Source organism: Franconibacter daqui (genome assembly GCF_014644275.1).
GTDB lineage: Bacteria > Pseudomonadota > Gammaproteobacteria > Enterobacterales > Enterobacteriaceae > Franconibacter > Franconibacter pulveris.
On the sequence record NZ_BMKJ01000005.1, the window covers coordinates 36,674 to 50,339 of the forward strand.

Consider the following 13,666-nt stretch of genomic DNA (forward strand, 5'->3'; position numbering starts at 1 on the left):
TTGCCTGTCAGAAAAAGGGTCTCTTCGGAGACCCTTTTTTTATGGGTTCGCGGCGGTAAAGAAAAGTGTCGGTGATCGGCAACAAGAACCGGTAGGAGGTGTCTCTAATTGGCGACATTTAATGTATTGATAAATAAGAATATAAAATTATTGCTTATATACCGTCTCCTTCAGGAGACACCGCTACGAAAAAAGTATGAGATTTGAGAGCGGCGTCATAAATTAAAAATACATTATTTACAGTGACTTATTTTTTTACTGGCTGTGTTGGCATGATGGATGCATAATATGGCTTAGTGGCTCATTCACCTTCTTATGTCAGCCCCTTTGGTTTTCACAAAGCGAGCGCTACATAAACTTCGAATGACGCACAAACAGGTGCCTGCCGTCCAACTTCTGATCATAGCGCTGCTATTTCAGGCCCAGGGCGAAACGTTGAGTAAGGCACCGCCTCATTCCAGAACAAAGGCAGGGTTATTACCCTGCCTTTGTTGTTTCTGTCGCCCTTTCATGACGCCTCCGTCTCGGCTAGCATCAGGTCATTACCCTTGCTGGAGAAAGTGCTGTTGAAACGCTGGCCTGTTTTTCCCCGCTCGCTGCGCCAACTGGTCATTATGGCTTTTGTGCTGGTGCTGGTTCCGCTTTTGATCCTCGCCTGGCAGGCCTGGCAAAGCCTTAATGCGCTGAGCGCTCAGGCGGCGCTGGTTAACCGCTCAACGCTCATCGACGCCCGGCGCAGCGAGGCGATGACCAATGCCGCGCTGGAGATGGAACGCAGCTACCGCCAGTATTGCGTATTAGACGACGACACGCTGGCGCGGGTTTATCAGGACCAGCGTCGGCGCTATGTACAAATGCTGAATGTGCAGGCGGCCGCTATTCCCGCCGACAACCTTTACGCTTCATTACGTGAAAGCCTCAATGGGTTGACGCAGCTGCATTGCATTAACAGCGGGCCGGATGAACAGGCCGCCGCGCGCCTGAAGGCGTTTGCCGAAGCCAATACCTCGATGGTGCAAATCACCCGCAGCACCATCTTTTCTCGTGGGCAGCAACTGCAGCGCGTCATCGCCGAGCGCGGGCAATTCTTCGGCTGGCTGGCGCTGGGCCTGTTTCTGGTCAGCCTTGTGCTGGTGGTGCTTTTCACCCGCATGATTATCGGGCCGGTGAAGAGCATTGAACGCATGATTAACCTGCTGGGGGAGGGGCGCACGCCGGACAGCGCCGGCTTGTTTAAAGGCCCTCGCGAGTTGCGTTCCGTAGGCCAGCGTATCGTCTGGCTGAGCGAGCGCCTCGCCTGGCTTGAATCCCAGCGGCATCAATTTTTACGTCACATCTCCCATGAGCTAAAAACGCCGCTTGCCAGTATGCGCGAAGGCACAGAATTGCTGGCCGATCAGGTGGTTGGGCCGCTGACAGCGGAGCAAAAAGAGGTGGTGGCTATTCTTGATAACAGCAGCCGCAATCTGCAAACCCTTATCGAGCAGTTGCTTGATTACAACCGCAAGCTGGCAACCGGCGCGGTGGAGCTTGAAAAAGTGGATCTGGCGCCGCTTATTGAAATGGTGATTACCGCTCACAGTTTGCCGGCGCGCGCTAAAATGATGCATACCGGGGTTAATCTGGAAGCGACCGAATGTCTGGCGGAACCCACTTTGCTGATGAGCGTGCTCGACAATCTCTATTCCAACGCGGTGTACTATGGCAGTGAATCCGGTAACATTTACCTACGCAGCCGTCAGGTTGGGCAAAAAATACGCATAGAAGTCGCCAATAGCGGCGCGCCGATCCCACAAGCGGAGCGGGAGCTGATTTTCGAGCCTTTTTATCAGGGAAGCCATCAACGAAAAGGGGCGGTAAAAGGCAGTGGCCTGGGACTGAGTATTGCCCGGGATGGTATTCGCCGAATGCATGGCGAGCTTCGTCTGGTGGACGATAACAACGCGGACGTTTGTTTTCGTATTGAATTGCCCGTCTTTGACCCGGAAAGCTTAAAACAATGACTTTATTTTCGGTTAGCTCATGGCGTCGCCTGCGCGCGCGCCCATTACAGCGCGGTTTTTTCCGCACGCTGGCCTCTTTTGCGCTCGCGCCTCTTTTACTGGTCGGGTGCGCAGAGGGGCCGATTCACAGCAATATTCATCAGAATCAACGACCTGCTTTGCCAGAACAGCAATTACCGGATTTTTTCGCTACCGACTGCGCCGATATCTGGCAGCTGGGAGGCCCTCATATCGAGGCGAATCCGCTTTACTGGCTGCGCGGCATGGAGTGCGCGCAGCGGCTCGGACCTGCGGAAGCCCGGGCTGAAGCCCGCGCCTGGCCGGACGATACCTGGCAGGCGACATTCAAGCGCGGCATCCTGCTGGCGAACGCCAAAATTACCCCTATGGAGCGCCGCGACTATTTTGCTCGCCTTGATGAGATGGCCGCGCAGATCCCCGCGCACGTACGCCCGCTTTTTCAGGTCTGGCGCGACGGGCAAGCCGCGCAACTGCAGCTTGCCAGCGAACGCGGCCGCTACAGCAAGCTCCAGCAATCTACCGATCTTGAACTTGATACGCTGCGCGAGCAGCAACAGCGCCTGCGCTCGCAGCTTAATTTGACGACCCGCAAGCTGGAGAACCTGACGGATATTGAACGTCAGCTCTCCACGCGCAAAGGCGCGGGCGGTTACCTGCAGGAGCCGGAGCATCCCGCCGATGGCGCAAAATCTCACGAAGGGAGCGCCGCTGATAAAGAACGCGCGCCCGCGAAGGAGGAGGCGAAACCATGACATCACATAAATCCGCCCGGCTGTTGCTGGTGGACGACGACCCGGGGCTGCTGAAGCTGCTGGGCCTGCGGCTGACCAGCGAAGGGTTTTCCGTCTCAACGGCGGAAAGCGGCCAGGAGGGGCTGCGCCTGCTGGTGCGTGAGAAAATCGACCTGGTAATAAGCGACCTGCGCATGGATGAGATGGACGGCATGCAGCTGTTCGCCGAGATCCAGAAAATCCAGCCGGGCATGCCGGTTATCATCCTGACCGCCCACGGTTCGATTCCCGACGCGGTGGCCGCCACGCAGCGCGGCGTTTTCAGTTTCCTCACTAAACCGGTGGATAAAGACGCGCTCTACAAAGCGATAGACGACGCGCTCGCCCATACGGTCATTGCCGGTGACGACCCGTGGAGCGAGACCATCGTCACCCGCAGCCCGGTTATGCTGCGCCTGCTTGAACAGGCGCGCATGGTGGCGCAGTCTGACGTGAGCATTCTCATTAACGGGCAGAGCGGTACCGGCAAAGAGGTACTGGCCCAGGCTATCCATAGCGCCAGCAGCCGGGGTAAAAACGCCTTTATCGCGATTAACTGCGGCGCGCTGCCGGAACAGTTGCTGGAGTCTGAACTGTTTGGCCATGCGCGCGGCGCCTTTACCGGCGCGGTCAGCAGCCGGGAAGGGCTGTTTCAGGCGGCGGAGGGGGGCACGCTGTTTCTTGACGAGATTGGCGATATGCCTATCCCCTTGCAGGTAAAACTGCTGCGCGTGTTGCAGGAGCGCAAGGTTCGCCCGCTTGGCAGCAACCGGGATATCGACATCGACGTGCGTATTATCTCCGCGACCCACCGCGATTTGCCAAAAGCGATGGCGCGCGGCGAATTCCGTGAAGATCTCTTTTATCGACTGAATGTGGTGACGCTCAAAATCCCGACGCTGCAGGAGCGCGCCGAGGATATTCCCCTGCTGGCGAACCATCTGCTGCGCCAGGCGGCGGACAGGCATAAACCCTTCGTGCGCAGCTTTTCTACCGACGCCATGAAGCGTCTGATGGCGGCAGGCTGGCCCGGCAACGTGCGCCAGCTGGTGAACGTGATTGAGCAGTGCGTGGCGCTCACCTCGGCGCCGGTCATCAGCGAGGCGCTGGTGGAGCAGGCGCTGGAAGGGGAAAACACGGTGCTGCCGACCTTTGTGGAGGCGCGCAATCAGTTTGAACTTAACTACCTGCGCAAACTGCTGCAAATTACCCGTGGCAATGTTACCCATGCGGCGCGGATGGCCGGACGCAACCGCACCGAGTTCTATAAACTGCTCTCTCGTCATGAACTCGACGCTAATGATTTCAAAGAGTAGTTTTCATGCGCCAAAAGGCGCCGGATTGTGGTAATTTGAGCCACCGATTACGCAGTTGAGCCGCGCCGGGCAGGCGTGAAAGAGTTAAGGATCCACCATGAAAAAGATTGATGCGATTATTAAACCCTTCAAACTGGATGATGTGCGTGAAGCGCTGGCGGAAGTAGGCATTACCGGGATGACGGTGACTGAGGTGAAAGGGTTTGGTCGCCAGAAAGGTCATACCGAGCTTTACCGCGGCGCTGAGTATATGGTCGATTTTCTGCCGAAAGTGAAAATTGAGATTGTGGTGACCGACGATATTGTCGATACCTGCGTGGACACCATTATTCGCACCGCCCAGACCGGTAAAATCGGCGACGGCAAAATTTTCGTTTTCGATGTGGCGCGCGTGGTGCGCATCCGCACCGGCGAAGAAGACGACGCGGCTATCTAACGGCGCGTTGCTTCAACAAAAAGGCAGGTCGTTGGACCTGCCTTTTTTATGGGCGTGAGAGAGTGGGATTCACGCCCGGCGCATTGGCGCCACGCTCACGGCGGGTAAGCACACGCCCCGCCGCATTGCGTTAAAGCACCTTATGCGGCCCAAAGCACTCGTAGTGAATGCGCTCGCTGCTTACGCCCAGCGCTACCAGTTGCTCTGCGGCGAATTGCATAAACGCCACCGGGCCGCAAAGGTAAAACTGCATTTCCGGCGCGCTGAAATGCCCTTCGTGCAGACCAAGCTCCATCAGCCCTTCGCTCTGAAAGCGCGCCGCCTCGCGGTCTGCCTCAGAAGGCGAACGGTACCAGATATGGCGGGTAAAGCGCGGCAGCTCGGCGCCAAGCCGCGCCACTTCGTCGGCGAACGCATGCACATCACCCTGTTCCGCTGCGTGGAACCAGTTTACCTGCGCCGGGTGTTTTGCCTGGGAAAGGGTATCGAGCATCGCCAGCATCGGCGTCTGACCAACGCCTGCGGAAATCAACGTGACCGGTGTGGTCGGCGCAACCTGCATAAAGAAATCGCCTGCTGGCGCGGCAAGCTGCACCACATCGCCCACTTTTGCTGCGTTATGCAACCAGTTAGAAACCTGACCTTCGCCCTCGCGCTTGACCGCGATGCGGTAAGTTTTGCCATTCGGCTTGCGTGTGAGCGAGTACTGGCGAATCTCCTGATGCGCGAACCCGTCGGGTTTGATCCACACCCCTACATACTGGCCTGGCAGATAATCCGCCACCGGCTGGCCGTCCACCGGCTCGAATTCGAAGCTTGTGATAATCGCGCTTTGCGGTTTTCTCTCAACGATGCGAAACGCGCGGGTCCCTTCCCAGCCGCCGGTTTTCGCCGCGTTGTCCTGATAAATCTGCGCTTCGCGGTTGATAAACACCTGGGCTAACACACCGTACGCTTTGCCCCAGGCGTCCAGCACTTCCTGGCCCGGGCTGAACATCTCATCCAGCGTGGCGAGCAGATGACCGCCGACAATATTGTACTGCTCGGGTTTAATCTGAAAGCTGGTGTGCTTCTGGGCGATTTTTTCCACCGCCGGCAGCAGCGCCGCGAGGTTTTCAATGTGAGTAGCGTAAGCGCAAATGGCGTTGAACAGTGCTTCGCGCTGGTCGCCGTTGCGCTGGTTGCTCATGTTGAAAATCTCTTTCAGTTCCGGGTTGTGAGTAAACATCCGGTCGTAAAAGTGGGCGGTGAGTTTCGGGCCGGTAGCGGCGAGCAGGGGGATAGTGGATTTCACAACGGCGATGGTTTGTGCATCAAGCATGGCAGCTTCCTTAACAAAGAGAAATATCTATAAGTTGTATTTTAAATGCATCTTATAAAAGGTCTCCCTGCCGTGTAAAGGGTTTTTCTCTTTACAGGCGAAACGGGGCGGGATGTTGAGAAATCTGCATCACAAAGCTGAAAAGAAATCGTGATTCACTGGCTTGACTAAAGCGCGGCAGGGCCTTGTCCTGCGGCATGCCAAACGTTTGCGTAAAAATCTTTGTCAATACCGGTCAGGCGGTTTACACTGTTGCGCGTTGCCTGCAAGGGCCCTTCAAAATGCAGTAAATTTACCGTTAGCTGAGTCAGGAGATGCGGATGTTAAAGCGTGAAATGAACATTGCCGATTATGATGCCGAACTTTGGCAGGCGATGGAGCAAGAGAAAGTACGTCAGGAAGAGCACATTGAACTGATCGCCTCCGAAAACTACACCAGCCCGCGCGTAATGCAGGCTCAGGGCTCTCAGCTGACCAACAAATATGCCGAAGGCTATCCGGGCAAGCGCTACTACGGCGGCTGCGAATATGTCGACATCGTTGAGCAACTGGCTATCGACCGCGCGAAAGAACTGTTTGGCGCAGACTACGCCAACGTCCAGCCGCACTCTGGCTCCCAGGCGAACTTCGCGGTCTACACCGCGCTGCTGCAACCGGGCGATACCGTGCTGGGTATGAACCTGGCGCAGGGCGGCCACCTGACGCACGGCTCTCCGGTTAACTTCTCCGGCAAGCTCTACAACATCATCCCTTACGGTATCGATGAGTCCGGTAAAATTGACTACGAAGACATGGCGAAGCAGGCTAAAGAGCACAAGCCGAAGATGATCATCGGCGGCTTCTCCGCTTACTCCGGTATCGTTGACTGGGCGAAAATGCGTGAAATCGCCGACAGCATCGGCGCGTACCTGTTCGTTGACATGGCGCACGTGGCGGGCCTCATTGCCGCAGGCGTTTACCCGAACCCGGTTCCGCATGCGCACGTTGTGACCACCACCACGCACAAAACGCTGGCGGGCCCGCGCGGCGGTCTGATCCTCGCCAAAGGCGGCAGCGAAGAGCTGTACAAAAAACTGAACTCTGCGGTGTTCCCGAGCGCGCAGGGCGGCCCGCTGATGCACGTTATCGCGGCGAAAGCGGTGGCGTTGAAAGAAGCGATGGAGCCGGAGTTCAAAACCTACCAGCAGCAGGTTGCGAAAAACGCCAAAGCGATGGTGGAAGTGTTCCTGAACCGTGGCTACAAAGTGGTATCTGGCGGTACTGAAAACCACCTGTTCCTGCTGGATCTGGTAGATAAGAACCTGACCGGTAAAGAGGCGGACGCCGCGCTCGGCCGCGCCAACATCACCGTTAACAAAAACAGCGTGCCGAACGATCCGAAGAGCCCGTTTGTGACTTCCGGTATCCGTATCGGTTCTCCGGCGGTAACCCGTCGCGGCTTCAAAGAAGCGGAAGTGCAGGAGCTGGCTGGCTGGATGTGCGACGTGCTGGACAATATCAACGACGAAGCGACCATTGAGCGCATCAAGCAGAAAGTGCTGGATATTTGCGCGCGTTTCCCGGTTTACGCATAAGCGTTATTGCAAAACAGAGGCCGCCTTGTGCGGCCTTTTTTATTGGTCTGGAGGCGATATGCGGATACAGGCATTTGCTGAACTCACCGGTCTTACGGCGCATACCCTGCGCTACTATGAAAAGCTGGGATTACTGGTTCCGGGGCGCAACGCGGCGGGCCACCGCGACTATCGCCAGAGCGACATCGACTGGGCGGCGTTTATCCGACGGCTCAAAGCGACGGATATGCCGCTTGAGGAGATCCAGCGCTATGCCGCGCTGCGAAGCCAGGGCGAGGGTACCGCCGCCGAGCGTCGCGCCTTGCTGGCGGAGCATGCCGAAAGGCTGGAGCGGCGACTGGCTGAGCAGGTCGTTCATCTGGAGCGGCTGAAGGAAAAGATGGCCTGGTACGACCGGGAGCTTTTAAAAAACCGCGCTTGACCTGGAGTTTACTCGAAGGTTTACCGTTGTTCTTATCAACACCATGAGGAGAACAACATGACTGCATCACGTTATGAAACGGGCCTGGCGCGCCTGACGGAAATCGACGGCGCCGCAGGAGAAAAGGTCATTGCCGCGCTGGCCGACATCGCGCCGGATCTGGGCCGCTACGTTATTGAATACGGCTTTGGCGATGTTTACAGCCGCCCGGGACTGGATCTAAAAAGCCGGGAGCTTGCCACCGTCGCCGCGCTTACCGCACTTGGCCACGCGCAGCCGCAGCTGGCGGTGCATCTTCACGCCGCGCTTAATGTGGGCTGCACGCGGGAAGAGTTGATTGAGGTTATTATCCAGATGTCGCTTTACGCCGGGTTTCCGGCGGCGCTGAATGCGATGTTTACCGCAAAAGCGGTTTTTCAGGAACATGACCAGAACAGAAGTCAGACCACAGTTCCATAACAAATCGTTACAAGTTCCCGTCTCCCTGCCGATAACCGGGTGGAAGGCCTTCGGGCCACACTCCTTTCAGGCAGGGAATTGATTATGGGTTTGCTCAAAAATTTTTCGATACGTTCAGTCATGCTCGCCGTGCTGGGGTTGTTCTGCCTGCTATGGCTGGGCGTCGGTCTCTACAGCGCGTACTCGCTTTCGCAACTTGGCAAGGGTAACGAGGTGGATCGTGAACTGGTGACGCAGATGAGCGTGCTCAGTAAAGGCAACGATCAGTATTTTCGCTTCGTCACGCGGCTTTCCCGCGTGATGGAGACGAAAGCTGCTGGCGGCTCGCCCGATGCCAGCGCTTTTGCCCCGGCGCAACAGGCGCTGGAGGGGATGACGAAGCAGCTTGAGACGTTTAAACGCCTCTCCCCCGGACCAATGGATGTCGCCGTCTCGCAGCAGACCATCAATAACTGGCAGAAACTGCTGGACGAAGGGGTTGCGCCACAAATGAAGCTCGCGCGGGAAGGCACGCTTGAGCAGTATCGCGCGCAGGCGAATAACGTTACGCCAGCGTTGAGCCGGGCTTTCGGCGCGGCGGCGGAAAAGTTCACCGCCACGGCCAGCGCCCGCCTTGACGAGGCGCGCGTGCGGGTGGATTCACTCACTCAGATGACAAAAGCCATTATTATCGTCGCGGTGATTATCGGCCTGCTGTTGCTGCTGCTGACCGACCGCTATCTGGTTGTCATGCTGGTGAAGCCGCTCGACCGCATTCGCCATCACTTCCGTCTGATTGCCGAAGGCGATCTCAGCCAGCCGGTGCAGGAGATGGGCCGCAACTGCGTAGGCAAGCTTGTGCCGCTGTTAACGGCGATGCAGGACAGCCTGCGCGAGGCGGTAAGCGCCATTCGCAGCGGTAGCGAGAATATCTGGCGCGGCGCGGCGGAGATTTCAGCGGGCAATAACGATCTCTCTTCGCGTACTGAAGAGCAGGCCTCGGCGCTTGAAGAGACGGCCGCCAGCATGGAACAGCTCACCGCTACGGTAAAACTCAACGCCGATAACGCTCGCCAGGCAAGCGATCTTGCGCAGACCGCCTCGAACACCGCCAGCAAAGGCGGCACGCTGGTCGGGAGCGTAGTGAGCACCATGGAAGGCATTTCCGGCAGCTCGAAGAAAATTGCGGATATCACCAGCGTCATCAACAGCATCGCTTTTCAGACCAACATTCTGGCGCTAAACGCGGCGGTGGAAGCGGCGCGCGCGGGCGAACAGGGGCGGGGCTTCGCCGTCGTGGCGGGCGAAGTGCGTAATCTCGCCAGCCGCAGCGCCGGAGCGGCAAAAGAGATTGAAACGCTGATTGCCGATTCCGTCGGCCGCGTGGAAGAGGGATCTCGTCTGGTGAATGAAGCGGGCGCAACGATGACGGAGATCCTGAACGCGGTGAACAATGTCAGCACCATCATGAAGCAGATAGCCTCCGCTTCGGAAGAACAGAGCAAAGGGATTTCGCAGGTCGGCACGGCCATCGCCCAGATGGATAGCGTAACGCAGCAGAACGCTTCGCTGGTGGAGCAGGTCTCCGCCGCCGCCGCCGCGCTGGAGCGCCAGACGGACGAGCTGCAAAGCGCGGTGCGTAAGTTCCGCCTCTCATCAGGCGAGCAGAAAACCGCGCAAAGCGCGCCAACGCCTGCCGTTAAGCCAGCCCCCGTCGCGGCGACTAGCGTGAAGCGCACCGACGACTGGGTCGCTTTCTGACAAAAAACGCCCTGCTTAGCGCAGGGCTTTTTTATGCGAAGGCCAGAGTGCAGGGTCAAAGAGGGCAGGTGAATCCGGCGGTTACGTGGTAAGGTGCTGGCACACAACCCCGTCCTTCTGCAAACAGGAGTTCGCATGAACGCAACAACGACACTGCACGGTGCGCCGCTGGAGTGGGGCCACGGCCCTCGCGTATTTGAAGTCTTCCTTGAGCCGACCTGTCCTTTTTCAGTCAAAGCGTTTAACAAGCTTGAAGCGCTGCTTGACCACGTTGGTGAAGACAAAGTTACGGTGAAAATTCGCCTGCAGTCGCAGCCCTGGCACCTGTTTTCCGGCGTTATTGTGCGCTATATCCTCGCGGCCTCCACGCTGCCGGAGGGCAAAGCGGCAGCCTGGAAAGTGATGAAAGCGGTAGGCGATCATCGTGAAGAGTTTGAGTTTACCGACCACTGCCGCGGCCCGAATATGGACGCCACGCCACATCAAATTATGCAGCGCATTGAGCGCTACAGCGGCGTGAACGTAGATGAGCCTTTCGCGCGCGCCGAACTGCAACAGCTGATTAAATGGCACTGCAAATACGCCCGCCAGAACGGCATCCATGTGTCGCCCACTTTTATGGTCAACGGCCTGGTGCAGCCTGATTTAGGCAGCGGCGATGATATCAGCGTCTGGGCTGAGCGCATCCTGGCCTGAGAAAAATCATTCACGCCTGGCTTTATCCAGAATGAAAACCATGCCGGAAGGAGGTTTCCTCCTTCCGCTCTTTTCAGGGATATTCTCTGCGCGTATGCAGCACGCGCAAGGTTTCTGTTTGCAGCTCCGATTCTCTGTAAATCAACACGTAATGTGGATGGACTACCGCTTCGCGGGTGCCGGGTACTCTACCGAGCGGTAAAGTGAAGGATGAGAGGGCAGGCTATCGGCAACCCGCATCATCTGTTCCAGCAATTTTCTGCTTGCTACGGGGTTCTGTTGCTCGATGTAATCAAGGATATTGGCCAAATCGTTTAGCGCCTGTTCTTTCCATGTAACCCGCCGCACTTTATTTCCTTAATTCAGCTTCCCTTAACTGACGTTCCGATCACCTTACTTCTGTTAATGTTAAAGCAATGTTACGTCTTGCGCGACAGCCGATATCCCGCCAGACTATCGCCTCCGCAACGGGAGGGACTCATGGTTTTGCACTCAACGCGCTGGCTTGCGCTTAGCTATTTCACTTACTTTTTCAGCTACGGCATCTTTTTGCCCTTCTGGAGCCTGTGGCTGAAGGGGGTAGGGCTGCCCCCCGAAACCATCGGTCTGCTGCTTGGCTCAGGGTTAATCGCCCGTTTTCTTGGCAGCCTGCTGCTGGCGCCGCGGGTAAAAGACCCCGCCCGGCTGGTATTTGCCTTGCGGGTACTGGCGATGCTGACGCTGCTTTTCGCGGTCGGCTTCTGGCTGGGGCATGCCACCGCCTGGCTGCTGCTGGTGATGGTCGGCTTCAACCTCTTTTTCTCGCCGCTGGTGCCGCTCACCGACGCGCTCGCCGGTACATGGCAGCGCCAGATAACCATGGATTATGGCCGCGTGCGCCTGTGGGGGTCGCTGGCGTTTGTTATCGGTTCGGCGCTGACCGGCAAGCTGGTCAGCCTGTTTGACGCGCAGGCTATTCTGGCGCTGTTAACTATCGGCATCGCTTCCATGCTTATCGGCATGCTGTTGCGCCCTTCGGTGATGCCGCAAGGAGAAGCGCGCGTGCAGGAGACGGCGGGCTGGCAGGCGTGGCGCAGGTTGATTGGCGAAAGCTGGCGTTTTCTCGCCTGCGTGTCGCTGTTGCAGGGGGCGCACGCCGCCTATTACGGCTTCAGCGCCATCTACTGGCAGGGCGCGGGCTATTCCGCTTCTGTGGTGGGCTATTTGTGGTCGCTTGGCGTGGTGGCGGAGATTGTCATCTTCGCGCTGAGTAAAAAGCTATTCAGCCGTCTGAGCGCCCGCGACCTGCTGCTTATCTCCGGCGTGTTGGGCATTATCCGCTGGTCGCTGATGGGCTGGACCACCGCGCTGCCGTGGCTTATCGTCGCGCAAATTCTGCACTGCGGCAGCTTCACAATTTGCCACCTGGCGGCGATGCGCTATATCTCAGCGCGCCAGGGCGGCGAGGTTATTCGCCTGCAGGCGGTGTACTCCGCCGTGGCGATGGGCGGCGGTATCGCGGTGATGACCATGTTTGCAGGCTACCTCTACCAGCATTTACAGGGCGGGGTATTCTGGGTAATGGCGCTGGTGGCGCTGCCGGCTCTCGTTCTGCGCCCGAAAGTGGCAGCGCGCGCTTAATGTTCTAAAAGTTCGCGGATACGCTGCCGCTGATGGTCGCCGAGCGGCATTTCAGCGGCGTGGATCAGCGGCGGCGAGAAAAGCGGCAGCGAAGTGGTGTAAGGCGTGACGATAAGCGCGACCTCTTTAGGCGCGCCCTCCTGCTGGAAGGCGTGGAGCGTCAGCCTTTTAATATTAAGCGGCAGCAGGGTAAGTTCGCGCAGCTGTTGCTCAAGCTCCATCTCCAGCGCCTCGTTATTGCCGGTCAGCAGCAATACCTGCTTCTCCTGCAGATCGCTCTCCTGCATCAGCCAGGCGCCGAAAATCACCGCCACCAGCCCGACCTCTTCATCTGAAAACGTCACGCCATATTCTTCTTCAAACGTCGAAAACGCATTGCGCGTGGTGCGCATCAGGCGTGGATAAAGCCGGGTTATCTCTTCAGGCAACGTATTATCGATACCGATGCCGAACAGACTGCGATCGAGCGCCTGGCAAAGATGCACGTAAAGCTGGTCCGCCAGACCTTGTTCGTCGCTGAACGCCATGCCGGAAAGTTCGCGAAAACGGGCTATCATGCCCGTAATCGCTTCGCGCAGCCGCAAATCCTGCGGGTGGCAGTCGCGCAGCGGATCGGGCGTGCGCAGCATCATAAACAGCAGCGCCAGAAAACAGTGCTCGTTAATATGGGGCGCCTGCGCCACGCGGCGCTGCCAGTGGCGCACGATCTCCTGCGCCGCCAGATATTCGGCGCGCATGCGCATCCACATCAACTGCGGCTCCGAAAACTCCGGCGTTTGCCCGTAATGGTGCTGGACCAGGCAATATTGCAGATAAAGGCGCAGGAATTCGCGGTCGCGCGTTTCAAACTGGCGATTCAGCCTGCGGGCACAAAGGTTGACGAGCGCATGTAAATTCGTATCGTCATACAGCGCCTTCGCGATGCCGTGCTGTCTGAGCTCGCTTTTCAGCGCAGGGGTAAAGTTGTGCTGAACAAAGTCCGGGCACAAACGAAGCGCCCGGCGCAGCCAGTGCAGCAGACAGAGCCTGCGATCTAACGCGGTGCCTTCTATCCGGTAGCTGCCGTCTTGCTGGGTGATGATGTTAAGCCGGTGGTAACGCTGGATTTCGTCGCTGGTTTCAGCAATATCCTGGCGGGCGATGGCGCCATCCACACCGTTGACGCGGCCTACGATTTCGGGCGTCACAGTTTGTCCCGGCAGGTAAAGCATCAATAATACCTGGCAGCGGCGCTGCGGACTGGAAAGCACAGATGGTGGTGGGGCGAGAAGAGTCATCATCCGTTTAGT

The 13,666-nt window shown here is 57.6% G+C and carries 13 protein-coding genes; 10 read left to right on the plus strand and 3 right to left on the minus strand.

Going from position 1 to position 13,666, the window contains the following annotated elements:
• Positions 1-566: 566 nt before the first annotated feature.
• The 4 genes from IEX01_RS15855 (at position 567) to glnB (ending at position 4,546) form a co-directional block, all read left to right on the plus strand.
• On the plus strand, positions 567-2,003 hold the full coding sequence (locus IEX01_RS15855) for a sensor histidine kinase (RefSeq protein ID WP_024558771.1): 1,437 nt from the start codon (positions 567-569) through the stop codon (positions 2,001-2,003).
• A complete protein-coding gene (qseG, locus tag IEX01_RS15860) occupies positions 2,000-2,776 on the plus strand; it encodes a two-component system QseEF-associated lipoprotein QseG (RefSeq protein ID WP_188724157.1) in 777 nt (258 codons plus the stop codon). The genes IEX01_RS15855 and qseG overlap by 4 nt, the downstream gene beginning before the upstream one ends.
• Positions 2,773-4,110, plus strand: a complete 1,338-nt coding sequence (gene glrR / locus IEX01_RS15865; protein ID WP_024558769.1) for a two-component system response regulator GlrR — start codon at positions 2,773-2,775, stop codon at positions 4,108-4,110. The genes qseG and glrR overlap by 4 nt, the downstream gene beginning before the upstream one ends.
• A 97-nt stretch (positions 4,111-4,207) precedes the next feature.
• On the plus strand, positions 4,208-4,546 hold the full coding sequence (gene glnB, locus IEX01_RS15870) for a nitrogen regulatory protein P-II (protein ID WP_002438074.1): 339 nt from the start codon (positions 4,208-4,210) through the stop codon (positions 4,544-4,546).
• A 130-nt stretch (positions 4,547-4,676) separates the two neighbouring features.
• On the opposite strand, the gene hmpA is transcribed toward glnB, so the two are convergent.
• The gene (hmpA, locus tag IEX01_RS15875) at positions 4,677-5,867 is read right to left on the minus strand and encodes an NO-inducible flavohemoprotein (protein ID WP_024558768.1); all 1,191 of its coding nucleotides are present in this window, start codon (positions 5,865-5,867) and stop codon (positions 4,677-4,679) included.
• 320 nt (positions 5,868-6,187) lie between these two features.
• Here hmpA and glyA point away from each other — a divergent pair, with 320 nt between their 5' ends.
• The 5 genes from glyA to IEX01_RS15900 all read left to right on the plus strand — a co-directional run bounded on the left by glyA (position 6,188) and on the right by IEX01_RS15900 (position 10,757).
• Complete coding sequence (gene glyA / locus IEX01_RS15880) at positions 6,188-7,441, plus strand: serine hydroxymethyltransferase (protein WP_024558767.1); 1,254 nt, start codon at positions 6,188-6,190, stop codon at positions 7,439-7,441.
• A 58-nt stretch (positions 7,442-7,499) separates the two neighbouring features.
• Complete coding sequence (locus tag IEX01_RS15885) at positions 7,500-7,862, plus strand: MerR family transcriptional regulator (protein WP_048888597.1); 363 nt, start codon at positions 7,500-7,502, stop codon at positions 7,860-7,862.
• Positions 7,863-7,919: 57 nt separating this feature from the next.
• Positions 7,920-8,321, plus strand: coding sequence for a carboxymuconolactone decarboxylase family protein (locus IEX01_RS15890; RefSeq protein ID WP_024558765.1), 402 nt, complete (start codon positions 7,920-7,922; stop codon positions 8,319-8,321).
• An 84-nt stretch (positions 8,322-8,405) separates the two neighbouring features.
• Positions 8,406-10,061: a methyl-accepting chemotaxis protein gene (locus tag IEX01_RS15895; RefSeq protein WP_188724158.1), complete on the plus strand. Its 1,656-nt coding sequence runs from the start codon at positions 8,406-8,408 to the stop codon at positions 10,059-10,061.
• 135 nt (positions 10,062-10,196) lie between these two features.
• Positions 10,197-10,757, plus strand: coding sequence for a DsbA family protein (locus tag IEX01_RS15900; RefSeq protein WP_188724159.1), 561 nt, complete (start codon positions 10,197-10,199; stop codon positions 10,755-10,757).
• A gap of 162 nt (positions 10,758-10,919) precedes the next feature.
• Here the strand turns inward: IEX01_RS15900 and IEX01_RS21855 are convergent, their stop codons facing one another.
• Positions 10,920-11,105: a type II toxin-antitoxin system RelE/ParE family toxin gene (locus IEX01_RS21855; protein WP_229701865.1), complete on the minus strand. Its 186-nt coding sequence runs from the start codon at positions 11,103-11,105 to the stop codon at positions 10,920-10,922.
• A 132-nt stretch (positions 11,106-11,237) separates the two neighbouring features.
• Here IEX01_RS21855 and IEX01_RS15910 point away from each other — a divergent pair, with 132 nt between their 5' ends.
• On the plus strand, positions 11,238-12,377 hold the full coding sequence (locus tag IEX01_RS15910) for a 3-phenylpropionate MFS transporter (protein ID WP_024561716.1): 1,140 nt from the start codon (positions 11,238-11,240) through the stop codon (positions 12,375-12,377).
• Here the strand turns inward: IEX01_RS15910 and csiE are convergent.
• Entirely contained in the window at positions 12,374-13,657 is a 1,284-nt protein-coding gene (gene csiE, locus IEX01_RS15915) for a stationary phase inducible protein CsiE (protein ID WP_188724160.1), read from the minus strand. The genes IEX01_RS15910 and csiE overlap by 4 nt on opposite strands.
• Positions 13,658-13,666: the final 9 nt, after the last annotated feature.

Excerpts from the sequence above, each read along its gene's own strand:
- qseG (WP_188724157.1), top strand. The coding sequence starts at position 2,000 with ATGACTTTATTTTCGGTTAGCTCATGGCGTCGCCTGCGCGCGCGCCCA.
- glrR (WP_024558769.1), top strand. The coding sequence starts at position 2,773 with ATGACATCACATAAATCCGCCCGGCTGTTGCTGGTGGACGACGACCCG.
- glnB (WP_002438074.1), top strand. The coding sequence starts at position 4,208 with ATGAAAAAGATTGATGCGATTATTAAACCCTTCAAACTGGATGATGTG.
- hmpA (WP_024558768.1), bottom strand. The coding sequence starts at position 5,867 with ATGCTTGATGCACAAACCATCGCCGTTGTGAAATCCACTATCCCCCTG.
- glyA (WP_024558767.1), top strand. The coding sequence starts at position 6,188 with ATGTTAAAGCGTGAAATGAACATTGCCGATTATGATGCCGAACTTTGG.
- IEX01_RS15885 (WP_048888597.1), top strand. The coding sequence starts at position 7,500 with ATGCGGATACAGGCATTTGCTGAACTCACCGGTCTTACGGCGCATACC.
- IEX01_RS15890 (WP_024558765.1), top strand. The coding sequence starts at position 7,920 with ATGACTGCATCACGTTATGAAACGGGCCTGGCGCGCCTGACGGAAATC.
- IEX01_RS15895 (WP_188724158.1), top strand. The coding sequence starts at position 8,406 with ATGGGTTTGCTCAAAAATTTTTCGATACGTTCAGTCATGCTCGCCGTG.
- IEX01_RS15900 (WP_188724159.1), top strand. The coding sequence starts at position 10,197 with ATGAACGCAACAACGACACTGCACGGTGCGCCGCTGGAGTGGGGCCAC.
- IEX01_RS15910 (WP_024561716.1), top strand. The coding sequence starts at position 11,238 with ATGGTTTTGCACTCAACGCGCTGGCTTGCGCTTAGCTATTTCACTTAC.
- csiE (WP_188724160.1), bottom strand. The coding sequence starts at position 13,657 with ATGATGACTCTTCTCGCCCCACCACCATCTGTGCTTTCCAGTCCGCAG.